The organism is Ruminococcus sp. YE71 (assembly GCF_900119155.1).
Lineage (GTDB): Bacteria > Bacillota > Clostridia > Oscillospirales > Ruminococcaceae > YE71.
The window spans coordinates 187867-203740 of the sequence record NZ_FPIR01000004.1; the positions used below are offsets into that span (position 1 = coordinate 187867).

The following is a 15874-nucleotide window of genomic DNA, read 5'->3' on the forward strand; positions in this document are numbered from 1 at the left end:
TTACGAAAGGGTGCATATCATGAACAAAAAAGAGATAGCGGAAATAAAGAAGAACTTCTCCGACCAGAGCAATTTCTTCACCATCGGCAAGGTGCTCAGAGCCTTCATCGATGTGGAAAAGAACATAGTTTATAAGGACACCACGCTTTACAACCTGATGGACAGCGAAGAAGCCGAGCTCATCATGGAGAACCTCAAAAAGGCTCTCTCGGGAACGCTGGGAAAGAACCTGCGCGAATACCCGTTCCCAAACGAACAGTACGAAGAGGACGGCTCGCAGAAATTCCTCTACACCCTCCTCGGCTCGAAGCTGGCTGACGACGAGCTCAACGAGGCGTTCCTGAAGCGCATCGCCGAGAAGGTCGAGTACGTATCGACTTTCGCCGTGTTCGCGGCGCACTGCACCTACTCGGTGCTCAAAAAGAACAAGATGGATGACCTTGAAGAGGACAGCAACTCCCTCGACTACAACTTCATCCTCACGGCGATATGCCCCGTAGACCTGCGTTTCGACGGGCTCATTTTCAGCGACGAGAACCAGAAGATAGAGAAAAAATCCACCTGCGACCGCATCGTGGGCAAGCCTACCGACGGCTTCCTCTTCCCCGTGTTCTCCGAGCGCGCTCCCGACGTCAACGCGGTCATGTGCTACGCGAAGAACTTCAAGAAGCCGAACATCTCGGTGGTTGAGGAATTCCTCGGGTGCGAGTTCGTGATGACCGCGCCTTCGGAGAAGGAGACTTTCCAGAAGATACTCTCGAACGTTGTGGGCGAGGAGCTTGACTACGACCTCATTACCACCGTCAACGAAAAGATAGCCGATTTCGTCGATTCGTCCACCCACGAGACCGAGCCTGCACAGGTAGACGCGGCAAAGCTCAACTCGATACTGTGGGACTGCGGCATCTCACAGGAGAAGCTGGAGAACATCCCGAAGGTGTTCGAGTCCGCCACCGAGAACAAGCCGCTGACCGCCGCGAACCTCGTGGAGCGCAAGACGGTTGTCGAGGTCGAGGGCATCACGGTCAACATCGGCAAGGACAGCGTTGACAAGGTCAAGACTCAGGAGATAGGCGGCAGAAAATGCCTCGTTATTGCGCTTGACGACAGCGTTTCGGTCAACGGACTGCCCGTGTGAAATAAGAAAAAGAGCGGCAGACTGCGGCTCATCTTTCTGATCTTTTTAAAAACGGAGTTTTTTATATGGCTAAAAAACAGCAGAAAACCAACGTCATGCGAGTGCTTGACGCGGCGAAGATCTCATATAACGAATACACCTTTGAGGGTGAGTACACCAACGGCGTTGAGATCGCCGAGGCTATGGGTCAGCCCGTCGAGCGTGTGTTCAAGACGCTGGTGACGGCGGGAAAATCGGGTCGGAACTTCGTGTTCATGGTGCCCGTGGCAGAGGAACTCGACCTCAAAAAAGCCGCAAAAGCCGTCGGCGAGAAGTCGATAGCGATGATAAAGTCAAAGGAACTGCTCCCACTGACGGGCTACATCCACGGCGGATGCTCCCCCATCGGCATGAAAAAGCAGTTCGAGACGGTAATACACGAGACCGCACAGACCTATGATACCATATTTTTCAGCGGCGGACGGATAGGCTTTCAGGTGGAGCTTGCCCCTGATGACCTGTTCGGGCTGATACCGATACGGTCGGCCGATCTGATCGTGTGACAGTTACAATATCAGCATTTATCTGACGCTTAATCAAAGACACTTTTATTTTTCTTATCAAAAAGGAGAATAGCTTATAGAAAAAACAATCTGACAAGAAGGTGCTAAGAATGTACGACATCGTAAAAGACGCGGTGGAGGCGAGAGACTTCCGCAAGGTAAAGGAAATATTCTCAAAGCTTGAGGAAGCGGATATCGCAGACCTCATGCAGGGCTTCCACGATAACAAAGAGGTGGACACCAAGGATATCACGTTGCTGTTCAGGCTGCTGCCGAAGGACACCGCCGCCGAGGTTTTCACCTACATGGAGTCGGATATGAAGGAGCTGCTCATCAACAGCTTCACCGATACCGAGCTCGAAGAGGTCATCGACAACCTCTTCATCGACGATACCGTAGACCTTATCGAGGAGATGCCCGCAAACGTAGTTCAGCGTATCCTCGACGCTTCCGACCCGCAGTCGCGCAGGCAGATAAACATGATACTCAAATACCCCGAGGACAGCGCGGGTTCGATGATGACCACCGAGTTCATATACATGAAACGGCATATGTCCGTCGGGGAGACGCTTCAGAAGATACGCTCCCTCGGTATGGTGAAGGAGACGGTATACACCATCTACATCACCGAAGCCGACCGCAAGCTCATCGGCGTTCTCTCGATACTCGACCTGCTGACCTCCGATGACGACGAAGAGCTCGGCAACATCATGGATCCGAACGTCATCACCGTCGAGACCACCGAGGACCGAGAGGTCGTGGCTTCACAGTTTGCGAAGTACGACTACGTAGCGCTGCCCGTGGTTGACAACGAGAACCGCATAGTCGGGATCGTGACCTTCGACGACGCGATGGACGTTATCGAAGAAGAGGTCACCGAGGACTTCGCGCACATGGCTGCGGTAGAGCCTTCGGAAGAGAGCTACTTCAAGACCCCCGTGTTCATCCACGCCAAGAACCGTATCATGTGGCTTCTCGTGCTGATGCTGTCCTCGACCATTTCGAGCGTCATCATCGGGCATTACGAGGCGGCGTTCGCGACGGTGCCGCTGCTGGTAGCGTCGATACCGACGCTGACGGGTACGGGCGGTAACTGCGGTTCGCAGACCTCGACTATGGTCATCCGCGGAATGAGCCTCGGCGAGATAGAGCTGAAAGACTTCTTCAAGGTCATCTTCAAGGAGTTCCGCATCTCGGTCATAGTCGCTATAATACTCGGCGCGGTGAACTTTGCACGTATCTGCATACAGTACCACAGCGACCCGCAGGTGACAAAGCTGGCGATATGCGTCAGCCTTGCGATAGTCGCGGCGGTCATCATGTCGAAGCTCATCGGCTGCATACTGCCTATGGCTGCGAAGGCGGTCAAGATAGACCCCGCCCTCATGGCAGCGCCTTTCATCTCGACGATAGTGGATGCTTCCACCACCCTCGTATTCTTCAATATAGCACTTCTTGTTTTCCACATTCGCATTTAAGGAGAGTAATTATTTATGTTGTTGTTCAAATGTTCCGTATGCGGTGCCGACCTTAACGCTTCCGACACGTCAGCTATCGTAAAATGCAAGTACTGCGATTCTATCCAGACCATCATCCCCGACATCTCACCCGAAAGCATCGCCGAAAGCGCCACAAGCTGTCAGGAACGCATCGATAAGGCTCAGGAACTGATGCAGAAGATAGGCAAGACCGTCAACGACTCGGGCGACGAACCCGATACAAAGACTCTTGCAGAGAGCGTCGAGAACGTTCTGGCACACCTCGGAAAAGGTATCGCCGTGGGAGATTTTGCGGAGATATTCAACAAGACCCGCAACAGATGCAGGCTGTACCTTGAAGCTGTTAACCTGATGGACGAAAATACCCTCGACAGCCTTTTCAGCGCATCGAAGAAATTCTCGGAAACCGACAACGTCATGTCTGCAAAAAAGCTGTCCACCATCTGCACCGCAAGGGTCAGAAAAATGCTCGAAAACGAGCTCTTCGATAAGATCGAAGAACTCGGCAGCGACTTCGACGAGGCTAAGTTCTACGAGTTCGGAAATTTCGCGGAACAGCTTCTCGGCAAATACTCCATGAAGGTCGTGCCCCTTGAGATAGCAAAGGCAAACGTCCTTGTCAGCTACGCCGACGATACCCCGTTCCGACTCACGTCGGGAAAACAGCACACCGTCTACTACTACAAGAACCGCCACGCTGTCATCCCTGCTGTTTTCAACAAGGATATCAAGACCATCACCGCCGAGACCTTCGGCTACGCCGACCAGAACTGCGAGGGCAACCCCATCCTCAGCGAGACCGTTAAACTGAAGCCCGAGGACGGAAAACTCTCCGTAATCTACTTCAAAGCAAACATCTTCGCAGGAACCTTCACAGTGCGTCACTACGCATACAAATAAACCGGATAACAGATAAAACGAAGCCCGAGAGGATGACCTCCCGGGCTTTTATCATGTTTCATCTTAGCCTAACACGTAAACCGTAATTGAAACGGCGGAGCAAGTCCGACCCTATATTACCATCTTACTCAAATATTTTTGGGAGAACCATTTTTTCCTGCCATGCGAAGCTAAGGCGAAGGGTCTTCACCAGGTAAATTCTGCCCGTCAAGGCACTTCCGTTGCTACGCCGTCGGTGTCGAAGTGGTAGGTAACGCCTTCTATTTCCATGTCGGTGTCGGTGTATCTTACGCCCGATTCGGTGGTGTAGTAGCGCTGGGTGTTCCATGTTGCCCAGCCTTCCTTGACGTAGCCCACGTCGCCTATCAGGTACTTGATGCCGCCGATGGAGAACGGACCGCGCAGCTGTGCGCCCTTTTCGAGATAATAGGTCTTGCCGTCGATGGTCTGCCAGCCGTTTTTCAGCTTCGCGTCGGAACCGAAATAATAGAAGATACCATCTATCTCGTTCCAGCCTGCCACCGCAACGCCGTCGCTTCCGAAATAATAGGTCGTATCGCTGTCGGTGCTGACCCATCTGTTCTTCACAGAGCCGCCTGCCGTGATATAATATATCGCGCTTCCGTTCTTCTGGATGCCCGTCTGCAAAACGCCGTTGGAATTGAAGTAATACATCGCGCCGTTTATCTCGTGCCAGCCTGTCACCGCATATCCGCTTCCGTCAAAATAATAAGTCTTGTTCTTGTCGCTTCGGAAATCGTTGATGACCCAGCCGTCGCCTTCGGCACAGCGTATACCGTCGTCGGTCTTGGTGATGCCTGCGGGCAGAGAACCGTCCTTTGTGAACTCGTACTGATTACCGTCTATCGTGACATTTCCCGAAACGCACAGACCGAACTGACCGAGGTAGTACTTCTTGCCCCCGATAGTCTGCCAGCCTGTCAGCTTCTCGCCAGTAACGGGGTCGAAATAGAACTTGAAGCCCGAGACCGTCTGCCAGCCGACCTTGATGAGATGGTCTGTGCCGAACAGGTGCTGATAGAACAGCTTGTCCCCCAGCTTGTTGTACGCCGTGATGACGTTCGCCTCATACGAGCCCTCGCGCAGGTAAGTCCTGTTCAGCTCGCGGATGCGTGCGGCTTCGGAGTCGGTCAGCTTAACGTCGGGGTCGGTCTCCATCTGCTGATACTTCTGCATCAGCTTGTAGTCCTTGCGGAACTGCTTGATGTCAGCCCTCAGCTCGTCGTTGTAGGGCAGGGTGTGGGTCAGACCCGTCGCCGCGCGGTGGGTCTTCTGGTCGAAGTAGTAGACGCTGTCGCCCGTGTTCAGGAATCCCTGCCAAACCTTGCCGTCCTCGCCGAAATAGTAAGTACCGCCGTCGAACTGGTGCCAGCCGTAGCAGAGCTTGTTGTTGTCGCCGAAGTAGTAGTACTCGTAGCCGACCTTGATGAAGCCCTTCGCCGCCCTGCCGTCCGACAGGAAGTAGTATTTATTACCGTTGTCCTCGAACCAGCCTATGGTCATCTCGCCCACCTCGTTGAAGTGGTAGCTGTTGTCGCCAATATGCTGCCAGCCCTTGACCATGTGGTATTCCTGGTCGAAGTAGTATTTCTTGCCGTCTATCTCGCTGAAGCCCTGTGCGAACGCGCCCGTTTCCTCATCGGCGTAAATAAACTTACCCGTCTCGTCCTTTGCCCAGCCCGTGAACAGTACGCCGTTATCCTGCAAGTCGTACATAGTGCCGTTGATAACGACCTTTCCCGTGACCATGTGACCGTCCGAAGCGAAATAGTGCATATTGCCGTCTATCTCGGTAAATCCCGTGGCACGCTGACCCTTTTTCTTCCCCGACTCGAAGAAGTAGTAGGTCATGCCGTTTATCTCGCGCAGACCCAGCAGACGCTTGCCGTAAGCGTCGTAGTAATACTTGCCGTCGCTGTCGAAGCCCGCGTCGGGAAAACCGTGGTCGTTGAAGAAGTATTCCTCGCCGTTGAAGTCCTGCAATCCCGTCTTGAAGATGCCCGACTCGTCCGAGAGGTAGTATTCCTCGCCGTCTATCTTGATTATGCCCTTCTGCATAACGCCCATATCGTCGAAGTAGTAGGTATTGCCCTCATACTCCTGCCAGCCTTTGAGGATGTAGCCGTCGCTGTCAAAGAGGTAGGAAGCGTTATTGATGAGTTTGAGCCCCACTGCCCGTTCGTGGGTGGTGCGGACGATGTAGTAAGTGCCGTCCTCACCCGTGTGCCATCCCGGTGAGCGGTTGAGACTGTAATCAAAATAGTACATGAAACCTGCGCCGACCGCTATCGTGCAGGCCGCCGACGCCAGCGCCGCCGTGAGTCTCGACCCGTGAGAGCGGAGAGTGAAGGCGGTCAGATGTCTGTTTATACTCATATCGTCTGTGTCCCTTTTTGGTCAAAAATGCGTGTACGGTATTATTATACCACACCGCCGTCTTTTTTTCAAGTCTCTGCATCCAATTTTCAGAAAACCGACAAATATTCCGCAGAAACCGCCGCGCTTGTAAATATTTGAAACTATGTGACAGCGATTATTTTTACATTTAATAAAATAATCACATTTGATGGTTTATGCACAAAACTTAATCGATTTTTGTTGCATGGTGCATAAATATCGGTGTGGAATTTGTCTTTTATGTATATTGACATCCCGAGTAAATTAGTCTATAATTTAACTATGGTATAGTGATCAGAGCCGATAAAATGGTGATTTATAAGTATTTTACACAGGCTCGCGACGGCTTTGGAAAGGTCAGGTAATCATATGATAAAAAGAAACATCAAGAGAACAGCGGCGTTCCTCACGGCTATCCTCTCGGTGAGCGGTGCGGCAGGCTGCGGAAGCTCCTCTAAAACTTCCTCGGGCGAGGACGTTTCGCAGGTCGAGACCGTTGTGGTAAACGACACCAGCGAGATAGACGCTATCCCCGAGGGCGCAGAGACCGAGATACGCTGGATGGGCACTTACGACCTCAACCCCGCAAAGGGCAAGGACAAATCGGTAGAGATGTCCCTCTTCAACAACAAGGGCGGTACGGTCGTATGGGATCAGGTAATCGACAGCCAGAAGTTTGACAAGCTGGCGGCGGCTATCATGTCCAAGCAGAACGTTCCCGACATCTTCAAGTACGAGTGGCTGGCATTCCCCTGCCAGGTGGTAAAGGATATGTACCAGCCCGTTGACAGCATCGTCAGCTTCGACGATCCGCTGTGGGCTGACACAAAGGAGACCGCCGACCAGTTCGAGATGGCGGGCGAGCACTACGTTGCGCCTATCTCCTTCGAGCCCACCACCTTCATGATGTACGACTATGACCTCATCCAGAGCGAGGGTCTCGACGACCCCTACGAGCTGTACAAGAACGGCGAGTGGAACTGGAACAACTGGGTGGACATCATCGACACCTTCTGCTCCAACGCTACGGGCGACGATATCCGCTACGGCGTGAACGGCTGGTTCAACACCCAGATAATCCAGCAGACGGGCAAGACGATGATAAACTACGACAAGGCGAACAACCAGTTCACCTCCAACCTGAACGACCCCGACATCGAGCGTGCCGAGAATATGCTCTACGACCTGGCAAAGAACGGCTACATCCTGAACGAGTGGACGGGCAGCGCCAGCGCCACCCTCAAGGGCGGCAACGTGCTCTTCTACGTAATGGGCACATGGGCAATGACGGGCAACGCAGGTCCCAAGGACGGCGACGACTGGCGCATTGTGCCCATGCCTTCCGACCCGAACACCGACGAGAAGTATATGTCCTCCGCAATGACCGCATATATGTGGGTAAAGGGCAGCACCAAGAAGGAAGCTGTAAAGACATGGTACGAGTGCTGCCGCATGGCTGCCACCAGCGACGAGTACAAGGAGAACGGCAAGGAGAAGTTCCTCAACGCCAATCCCCACTGGACAGAGGAGATGTACCAGGTAATAGTTGACGCATCCTCCACCGACTACAAGCAGATATTCGACTACGGCTACGGCATCTCGGGCACGCTGTCGGACGACAACTCCAACGAGGACGGCAGCTGCGTAACAAGAAAGCTGTACGAGTACACGAACAACACCGACGATTCGGGTCACAGGTACACATGGGCTGAGTTGAGAGAGACATGGGGACCGACGGTCGAAAGTGAGTTAAAGACGATAAACGCCGCGATCTCGTCGTATATCGCATCTAAAGAATGATATGACAGCAAAAGCGCATTCGGGTTTGTTCCGAATGCGCTTTTTTTCGCACATATGACGGCAGGACGCTCACTTTTTGCGGCATCCCTGCCTTAACGCTTCTATATATGCAGCAGGGTCTTCGCTTTTCATCAGACCGCTCATCACGCAGACCCCTGCCGCGCCCGCTTCTGTCACTTCCCCGATATTTTCGGGGGTGATGCCGCCGATGGCATACACGGGTATCGGCACCGCCGAGCAGACCTCATGCAGGAATCCCGTTCCGCGGCCTTTGAGCCCTTTCTTGCAGTCGGTCTCGAAAATGTGACCTGCCACAAGGTACTCCGCGCCCATCCCGAACGCCTGCTCGGCATCCGAAACAGAATGAACTGATACGCCGAACCTGCCGCTCGGTCTCTCTTCGCTCAGCAGCGGCAGCGGCATATGCCGCACCTCCGCACCCTCGATACCGTAAAAATGCGGCACGAGCAGCACATCTCCGCAGACCTCCTTCGCGGAAAGGTACAGTTCAAGGTAAGCGTCCGCACCGAGGGTCTTTGCGCGGAGTATCACCGCGTCGGGTCTGCCCTCGCATATCCTGCCCAGCTGAGTCAGGAAGTCTCCGCGGCAGGACGCGATGTCGGTCACGCATATTATCTTACACATAGAGGTAGTCGTTCAGCACGGGCTGCATACCTTCGTCCGCCATATCGCGGTACATCTGCCCGAGGCTGCGGTCGTCGTTGATCTCGAACTGCTCGTCGCCGCCCTCGCCGTCGTCATGACCTGCGTACTTGCTCTCGTGGTCGCCGATGCCCGTGGAAACGCCTGCCGAGATCTTCGTCGCCGCTATCTTCACGATGCCGTCGCGGAAGGACTTGCTCTCGCGCGAGGATACCGTGATGCCTGCAAACGGCATGAAGATGCGGTACGCACAGAGTATCTGGCAAAGCTCCTTTTCGCCCACGTCCTGGGGATTTATCTTGTTGTTGTTGATTATAGGGCGCAGACGCGGACATGAGAGCGATATCTCCGCATGGGGATACTTGCGCTGAAGGAAGTACATATGCAGAGCCGATGCCAGCGCGTCGCGGCGGAAGTCCGAAAGTCCCAGCAGAGCCGAGCCTGCCACTCCCCTCATGCCTGCCATCAGCGCACGCTCCTGCGCTTCAAAGCGGTAGGGCCATACGCGCTTGTGGCCTGCAAGATGCAGTGTCTCGTACTTCTCCGTGTCGTAGGTCTCCTGAAAGACGGTCACGTAGTCCACTCCGCACTCGTGCAGATAGCGGTAGTCCTCGGTGTTGACGGGGTAAATCTCGATACCCACCATGCGGAAGTACTTCCGCGCCAGCTTGCAGGCTTCACCGATATACTTGATGTCGCTCATTGTGGGGCTCTCTCCCGTCAGCAGGAGTATCTCCTCCATTCCGCTCTCGGAGATGACCTTCATCTCGTGCTCGATCTGCTCGGGCGTCAGGCGCATACGGCGGATGTGGTTGTAGCAGTTGAAGCCGCAGTAAACGCAGTAATTCTCACAGTGATTTGCGATGTAGAGCGGCGTGAAAAGATAGACGGTGTTGCCGAAATGGCACTGTGTCTCGACGGTAGCACGCTGCGCCATCTTCTCAAGAAGGGGCGCCGCGGCAGGCGAAAGGAGCGCTTTCAGCCCCTCGATGCCGATATTGTCCTGCGCAAGGGTGCGCACAACGTCCGCCGCCGTGTAGCGCGACGGGTCGTAGGACTCCACCTCCGCCATCACCCTCTCGCGGATATCCGAGTCTATCTGCTCCTGACCGGGCAGATACGCCATATGGTCGGTGCGGGATGAGGGGTCATTTTCAAGGCGGTGTTTTTTCTCAAGCGCTTTCGGGGAAAGACCCTCGTCCCCGACTAAAAAACGGTCATCCATACTGTGCCTCCTCAGTCATGCAGGAAGCCCGTGAGGGTATCCGAGGGAGCCGCGCCGCGTGTCAGCACGCGTCCGAGACCTGCGAGGTGAGCGCGTCTGCCTGCCTCGACCGCCTGACGGAAAGCCGCCGCCATCATCGGCAGGTCGCCTGCGGTGGCAAGAGCGGTGTTGGACATGACTGCGGCAGCACCCATCTCCATAGCCTCGCAAGCCTGCGAGGGACGGCCGATGCCTGCGTCAACGATGATGGGCAGGTCTATCTCGTCGATGAGTATCTGTATGAAGTCGCGGGTAGCAAGACCCTTGTTTGAACCGATAGGCGAAGCCAGCGGCATAACTGCGGCGGCGCCTGCGTTCACGAGGTCGCGGGCGGTGTTGAGGTCGGGGTACATATAGGGCATCACCACGAAGCCCTCTTTCGCGAGTATCTCGGTAGCGCGGACGGTCTCGGAGTTATCGGGGAGAAGGTACTTTGTGTCGCGCATGATCTCTATCTTGACGAAATCGCCGCAGCCGAGTTCACGTGCAAGGCGTGCGATGCGCACAGCTTCCTCGGCGTTGCGTGCGCCCGAAGTGTTCGGCAGAAGTGTGATGCCCTTCGGGATGAAGTCGAGGATATTCTCGTGTTCCTTTGTGTTTGCGCGTCTGACGGCGCAGGTGATTATCTCCGCGCCCGCGTGCTCGACTGCCGCCTGTATCAGCGAGAGCGAATATTTGCCCGAGCCGAGAATAAAGCGCGAGCCGAATGATTTTCCGCCGATAACAAGGCGGTCGTCTTTAGCAAGATCTTTCATTGTAAAGTTCCTTTCAAAAATAAAGTATCAGCTGTCATATTCCCCTGCGAGTATGCGGAGGACGGTATGTGCCTGATGAGCCGCGCAGACCGCGACCCTCGTGCCGAAGAGCCCCTCTGTGCTTTCGACGTCGCTCACACCGTCGCCGCTGAGGAAAAAGCGCTTTGAAACGCGGCGTGTCTGTATGCTGTTTGCCGAATCTATCCCTGCCATCCCCGAAGCGGAAACGAGCCACGCCTTCGGGAACTGTTCGAGCACGGCGTTGACGAGCATCGCCTTCTGATCGGCGCTGTCGAAGCATTCGCAGACCACGTCGAAGCCCGAAAGCAGCTGAGGGATATTTTCCGCGGTTATCTTCTCGGTCTGAGCGGTGATATTGCTGTAGGGCGCAGCTCTGCGGACGTTTTCAAGCAGAGCGTCCGCCTTGTTCATCCCGACCTGATCGGGGAAATACTGCTGACGGCCGAGGTTCGTAGTCTCGACGCGGTCGAAGTCTATCATATGTATGCGCCCGACCCCTGCCCGTGCGAGAGCAAGAGCCACATTCGAGCCGAGACCGCCGAGTCCGCATATGACGACCGAAGCCGCCGCAAATCTTTCCTGCGCGGTCCCGCCCTGTTTTTCGGCAAGGCTGCGGTACAGTTCCTCCTCGGTTATCATTTCAGCCGCCTCCGACAAAGCTCACGATCTCCACCGTGTCGCCGTCCTGTACCACAGTGCTGTCGTAAGCGGATTTCGGAACGATCTCCTCGTTTCGTTCAACTGCGATGCGGACAGGGTCATAGCCCTGAGCGGTCACCAGCTGAGTCACCGTCTGACCTGCCGCTTCCATCGGCTGTCCGTTGACTTTTACCATTAACATCCCCTCCTAAAGTAAAAAACGGGAACTGCTCTTAGAGACAGTTCCCGTTATCGGTCAGATATGTCCCTACGTTGGCATTACCCAAATCAGGTTCAAGGGTCAGGCACTCGGACGTGCTACTCTCAGCCTGTTTACAGGCTCCCCTTTGTAAATGTCTGTGCGGTCTTTCGACCTCACTTATGTTATTATATCACACGAGGTCTCAAAATGCAAGTCTTTTTTTATTTGGATGTGTGACATTTTTGTGGTGTTTGTTGTTACCACCATGTTTCGTCGGTGTAGGTGTCGTTATAGGTGTAGTTGTCGCTGTTTTCGGTGTAGGCGTTATCCGTATTGCTTTCTTCTGCCTGCGATACTTCTTCACTGGCACTGTACTCCGAATCAATACAGAAATACTCCTCCAGCGTCAGTCTGTGATCGGTCAGCAGCTTTGCAAGATCCTTCCCCACATACCTGATATGCCACGGCTCATACATGAACCCCGTGACTTCCTCCTTGCCGTAAGGATACCTCACGATGAAACCGTACTCCGCGCAGTGCTTCTCTATCCACTGCGCTTCGGGCGTGCCTGCAAAATATCGGCTCGCGTTATTGACGTCCATCGCAAGCCCCGTCTGGTGCTCCGAATGTCCCGGTCTCGCCGAAAAACGGTCGGTCTCCGCGCCGTTGTAGTAATAGTAGTTGTTGTACAGCCCCTCCTGCTCCGCGTATGAACGGTAGCCCGAAACTATGTACAGCATTATCCCTTCCATCGAAGCCGCCGACTGCATCTCGTTGAAGGCGTTCTGCGCTTCGGGCAGAAGCCCCTGCGGGTCGTAGGAGGCAGGCACCGAATAGGTCTTGTTGACGATGAGTATGTCGTCTATGTAGGTCATGCCGTTTATCTGCGTGAACGAATGGCTCGTCGGCAGAAGTTCCTCCACCTCAGTGTCGGGGATGACCGTCTCGGGAAGCGTGACCTCGAAATAGTCGATGAGGTTCGCCTCGTGGTCGGTGACGGTGGTGGTCGCAGTCGTTTCGTCGGGTTTTCGGGTGGTGGTCGTCTGTGCAGCAGTCTGCGTCTCGGAAGGTGCAGTCTCTGTCTCTGCGGACGATGTCCCCGCGGCAGTTTCGGTCACGGTAGTTTCGGCAGGCAGTGCAGTAACGGTGACCACCGCCGCTTCTGACGATGTTTCCTGCTGACCGCAGGCAGACAGCATCGCCGCCGCCAGTATCACGGCAAAAGCCTTATCTTTCCGCATGAACGTTCCTCCTTTTACAGTCTTTTCGCACAGAAAACGAACAATACGGTATTTATTCTAACACATAAAACTCTAAACTATATAAACATATTGTAAATCACGTCTTAACTCAGCCCAGCCACACGAAATTCCTGTCCTCATTGAGGAAATCCATGTTGTGGATGAACAGCACTTCGTCCGCGCCGTTCTGTTCGATAAGCTCGCTGACCGTTCCCGTGTGGTAGTATCTCAGGTCAACGACCCACATCTCGGAGAACTTGTCCGCGAGCATGGGGAGCATAGCGTTGGCGTAGCTGTCCTTTACGACCACGAGCTTTCTGCCGCCCGCCGCGTTCGAGGTGATATGCAGGAGCGCAAAGTTTCCGCCGAGGAGTGCGCCGTACTTGTCTTTTTTCTCAAGGTCAGCCTCGTCAACGAAGCGGTCGGTCGTCCTGCCCTCCATCACGTACTCGATGGTATACTGACCCTCGGGGTTGAAAAAGTACCCGAAGTTATCCGACTTTGCCCCGAATGCAGGCACTTTCGAGTAGAGGGTGCCGTAGAACTTATACCCGTCGAGGTACTCGTATGGCGCGTCCGTACCGCCTATCCCCTCCTTGTCCAGCCACATATCGAGGGTCGCCCTTGCGCCCGAGACCGTCCAGTGGTGGTCGGTGCGGAAGTAGGTCTGTATCCCCTGTTCCTGAAGCTCGACGAGTCGGCTGTAGGGCATGACGTAGTTGTGGAAATGCCCCGCGAATTTCTCGAACTGCGATACCCTGTGGATGTCCACCTGATTATCGGTGACGGCGTCCTTCGGCAGTCTGTCGGCGTTGACGCAGATGGAATTCGGCGCGAGTATCATGCTCACGGGGACGGTGCAGCTGTCGGCGAAATCGGTGATGAGCTTCATGTTCGTTTCGAGCTGGTCGCTGAAAGTGAATCTCTGCATCAGGTAGCCGCCTTTTCCAAAGTACACACCGTTCTGATAAGTCCGTCCCGACATGAGGTCGAAGCTGGTCTTCAGCGACATCATCTTGTCCTTGAGGAATATCTGGTCGGACATATACTTTTCCGTGCCGTTGCCGAACTCGCCGTTCATGACCGCCTCGGTCGTGAGTTCGGGCTTCTGTGCGAGGGGGCGGTTCTCCATCTCGGAGAACTCACGGTCTTTTATAAGCAGCGTACCCAGCGAGAACACCGCCAGATAGCCGATGAAAACGCCCGTCATTATGATGCTCGGGAGCTTATCGCGCTTGATATCTTCTTTTCTCATAGCAAAGAACTCCCTTCATCAGAATCGGAAATAAAGGAACGGGTTGAACGCGCTCGACGCAAGATACGCGGTCGAGAGCACCAGCATCGCCGCCGTCAGGACAGGCTCCGCGATGAGCTGATAGTGCTTCGGGAAGGTGTTGTTCATCTTTATCCTGAGCTTTTCCACAACGGGGGTCGAGCCGATGATGAGCACTATCATCAGCGGCAGGAACTCCGTGAACCAGAGCGTGGTCTGGTCGTTCCAGAGTTCCAGACCGCCGAAGCCGAACATATTCGCGAAGTTCGCTTTCAGCTGTGCGGTATCCTCAAACGCGAATATGCCCCAGCCGATAACGATGATGAACAGCGCGTAGATATGCTGCACCACGGCAGGCAGTTTCTCCAGCCGTTTCAGCAGCACCAGCTTCTCGATAAGCAGCAGCACGCCGAAGTAGAGACCCCACAGCAGGAAGTTCCAGTTCGCGCCGTGCCAGAAGCCCGTCAGGCACCACACTATCATGATGTTCACGCACTGTCTGACCTTGCCCTTGCGGTTGCCGCCCAGAGGGATGTAAACGTAATCCCTGAACCATGAGGACAGCGACATATGCCATCTTCTCCAGAACTCGGTGACCGACTTCGAGATGTAGGGGTAGTCGAAGTTCTCAAGGAAATCGAAGCCCAGCATACGTCCCATGCCGATAGCCATATCCGAATAGCCGCTGAAATCGAAGTATATCTGGAAGGTGTAGGCTATAGTTCCGAGCCATGCCGCGCCCACGCTCAGCTGTGAAGCGTCCGCGTGGCTGACCTCGTCGAAGAGGATGTAGATGTTGTTGGCAAGCAGCGACTTTTTCGCAAGACCCACCGCGAACCTCTTCGCACCCGAAGCGAACTGTTCGGGCGAGAATTTCCTCTCGGCGTTCAGCTGTTTCTCGATGTCGATGTAGCGCACGATAGGGCCTGCCACCAGCTGCGGGAACAGCGCCACATAGGTGCCCAGCGTGATGAAGTTCTTCTGCGGCTTGACCTCGCCCCTGTACACGTCGATGACGTAGGACAGCGACTGGAAGCTGTAGAAGGAGATGCCTATCGGCAGCGCTATCTCGGGGACCTTGAACGCCGTATGGAACAGCGAGTTCGTGTTCATCACGAAGAAGCCCGAGTACTTGAAGAACAAAAGCAGTCCCATATTCCACACGACCGCAAAGACGGTGGATATGAGCGCGGTTTTTTTACCGTATTTTTCCTTGTCTGCGAAGAGACCCGTAACGTATGCCGCGCCGATGGAAGTCAGCATCAGCAGTATGTACCTCGGCTCGCCCCATGCGTAGAAAAACAGGCTGACGATAAACAGCACAGCGTTTTTCAGAAATCTCGGGACAGCGAAGTACAGCGCGAACACCACAGGCACGAACGCGAACAGGAATACCATGCTTGAAAAGACCATAAATATTTCTCCGAAAAAACAGCGGAAGCACCGTTTCAAGAACCTCCGCCGTGATTTTTAAACGATCCGTTATCGCCGCAGTGAGATCCCACAGCAGCACATATCG

At 54.4% G+C, this 15874-nt stretch carries 14 protein-coding genes and 1 riboswitch; of the genes, 5 read left to right on the forward strand and 9 right to left on the reverse strand.

Annotated elements, in window-relative coordinates:
- Nucleotides 1-19 precede the first annotated feature (19 nt).
- From BT142_RS05425 to BT142_RS05440, 4 genes are all read left to right on the forward strand, one after another.
- Complete coding sequence (locus BT142_RS05425; protein ID WP_072417192.1) at nt 20-1138, forward strand: DUF4317 domain-containing protein; 1119 nt, start codon at nt 20-22, stop codon at nt 1136-1138.
- A 65-nt stretch (nt 1139-1203) separates the two neighbouring features.
- Nucleotides 1204-1680, forward strand: coding sequence for a Cys-tRNA(Pro) deacylase (gene ybaK, locus BT142_RS05430; protein WP_072417193.1), 477 nt, complete (start codon nt 1204-1206; stop codon nt 1678-1680).
- Nucleotides 1681-1790: 110 nt separating this feature from the next.
- Complete coding sequence (gene mgtE, locus BT142_RS05435; protein ID WP_072417194.1) at nt 1791-3158, forward strand: magnesium transporter; 1368 nt, start codon at nt 1791-1793, stop codon at nt 3156-3158.
- A 15-nt stretch (nt 3159-3173) separates the two neighbouring features.
- Nucleotides 3174-4079 (forward strand): hypothetical protein, encoded by a 906-nt coding sequence (locus BT142_RS05440; RefSeq protein ID WP_072417195.1) that lies wholly within the window; start codon nt 3174-3176, stop codon nt 4077-4079.
- Nucleotides 4080-4286: 207 nt separating this feature from the next.
- Here BT142_RS05440 and BT142_RS05445 read toward each other — a convergent pair whose 3' ends face one another.
- Nucleotides 4287-6476, reverse strand: a complete 2190-nt coding sequence (locus tag BT142_RS05445) for an N-acetylmuramoyl-L-alanine amidase family protein (RefSeq protein WP_072417196.1) — start codon at nt 6474-6476, stop codon at nt 4287-4289.
- A gap of 390 nt (nt 6477-6866) precedes the next feature.
- On the opposite strand from BT142_RS05445, the gene BT142_RS05450 reads away from it, so the two are divergent.
- Nucleotides 6867-8297 (forward strand): ABC transporter substrate-binding protein, encoded by a 1431-nt coding sequence (locus BT142_RS05450; protein ID WP_072417197.1) that lies wholly within the window; start codon nt 6867-6869, stop codon nt 8295-8297.
- Nucleotides 8298-8366: 69 nt separating this feature from the next.
- Here BT142_RS05450 and BT142_RS05455 read toward each other — a convergent pair whose 3' ends face one another.
- From BT142_RS05455 to BT142_RS05490, 8 genes are all read right to left on the reverse strand, one after another.
- A complete protein-coding gene (locus BT142_RS05455) occupies nt 8367-8942 on the reverse strand; it encodes a thiamine phosphate synthase (RefSeq protein ID WP_072417198.1) in 576 nt (191 codons plus the stop codon).
- Complete coding sequence (gene thiH / locus BT142_RS05460; protein ID WP_072417199.1) at nt 8935-10185, reverse strand: 2-iminoacetate synthase ThiH; 1251 nt, start codon at nt 10183-10185, stop codon at nt 8935-8937. Before thiH ends, BT142_RS05455 begins: the two co-directional genes overlap by 8 nt.
- Before the next feature lie 11 nt (nt 10186-10196).
- Nucleotides 10197-10979, reverse strand: coding sequence for a thiazole synthase (locus BT142_RS05465; protein WP_072417200.1), 783 nt, complete (start codon nt 10977-10979; stop codon nt 10197-10199).
- Between the two features lie 27 nt (nt 10980-11006).
- Nucleotides 11007-11639, reverse strand: coding sequence for a sulfur carrier protein ThiS adenylyltransferase ThiF (thiF, locus tag BT142_RS05470; RefSeq protein WP_072417201.1), 633 nt, complete (start codon nt 11637-11639; stop codon nt 11007-11009).
- A 1-nt stretch (nt 11640) separates the two neighbouring features.
- Entirely contained in the window at nt 11641-11835 is a 195-nt protein-coding gene (gene thiS / locus BT142_RS05475; protein ID WP_072417202.1) for a sulfur carrier protein ThiS, read from the reverse strand.
- Nucleotides 11836-11886: 51 nt separating this feature from the next.
- Nucleotides 11887-11996, reverse strand: a riboswitch (TPP riboswitch).
- Between the two features lie 102 nt (nt 11997-12098).
- Nucleotides 12099-13082 (reverse strand): M15 family metallopeptidase, encoded by a 984-nt coding sequence (locus tag BT142_RS05480; protein WP_072417203.1) that lies wholly within the window; start codon nt 13080-13082, stop codon nt 12099-12101.
- Between the two features lie 109 nt (nt 13083-13191).
- Complete coding sequence (locus BT142_RS05485) at nt 13192-14337, reverse strand: DHHW family protein (protein WP_072417204.1); 1146 nt, start codon at nt 14335-14337, stop codon at nt 13192-13194.
- 18 nt (nt 14338-14355) lie between these two features.
- A complete protein-coding gene (locus BT142_RS05490; protein WP_072417205.1) occupies nt 14356-15768 on the reverse strand; it encodes an MBOAT family O-acyltransferase in 1413 nt (470 codons plus the stop codon).
- Between the last annotated feature and the right edge of the window lie 106 nt (nt 15769-15874).

What these genes read in the sequence shown, in the direction of transcription:
- BT142_RS05425 (WP_072417192.1), top strand. Translation starts at nt 20, where the DNA reads ATGAACAAAAAAGAGATAGCGGAAATAAAGAAGAACTTCTCCGACCAG.
- ybaK (WP_072417193.1), top strand. Translation starts at nt 1,204, where the DNA reads ATGGCTAAAAAACAGCAGAAAACCAACGTCATGCGAGTGCTTGACGCG.
- mgtE (WP_072417194.1), top strand. Translation starts at nt 1,791, where the DNA reads ATGTACGACATCGTAAAAGACGCGGTGGAGGCGAGAGACTTCCGCAAG.
- BT142_RS05440 (WP_072417195.1), top strand. Translation starts at nt 3,174, where the DNA reads ATGTTGTTGTTCAAATGTTCCGTATGCGGTGCCGACCTTAACGCTTCC.
- BT142_RS05445 (WP_072417196.1), bottom strand. Translation starts at nt 6,476, where the DNA reads ATGAGTATAAACAGACATCTGACCGCCTTCACTCTCCGCTCTCACGGG.
- BT142_RS05450 (WP_072417197.1), top strand. Translation starts at nt 6,867, where the DNA reads ATGATAAAAAGAAACATCAAGAGAACAGCGGCGTTCCTCACGGCTATC.
- BT142_RS05455 (WP_072417198.1), bottom strand. Translation starts at nt 8,942, where the DNA reads ATGTGTAAGATAATATGCGTGACCGACATCGCGTCCTGCCGCGGAGAC.
- thiH (WP_072417199.1), bottom strand. Translation starts at nt 10,185, where the DNA reads ATGGATGACCGTTTTTTAGTCGGGGACGAGGGTCTTTCCCCGAAAGCG.
- BT142_RS05465 (WP_072417200.1), bottom strand. Translation starts at nt 10,979, where the DNA reads ATGAAAGATCTTGCTAAAGACGACCGCCTTGTTATCGGCGGAAAATCA.
- thiF (WP_072417201.1), bottom strand. Translation starts at nt 11,639, where the DNA reads ATGATAACCGAGGAGGAACTGTACCGCAGCCTTGCCGAAAAACAGGGC.
- thiS (WP_072417202.1), bottom strand. Translation starts at nt 11,835, where the DNA reads ATGGTAAAAGTCAACGGACAGCCGATGGAAGCGGCAGGTCAGACGGTG.
- BT142_RS05480 (WP_072417203.1), bottom strand. Translation starts at nt 13,082, where the DNA reads ATGCGGAAAGATAAGGCTTTTGCCGTGATACTGGCGGCGGCGATGCTG.
- BT142_RS05485 (WP_072417204.1), bottom strand. Translation starts at nt 14,337, where the DNA reads ATGAGAAAAGAAGATATCAAGCGCGATAAGCTCCCGAGCATCATAATG.
- BT142_RS05490 (WP_072417205.1), bottom strand. Translation starts at nt 15,768, where the DNA reads ATGGTCTTTTCAAGCATGGTATTCCTGTTCGCGTTCGTGCCTGTGGTG.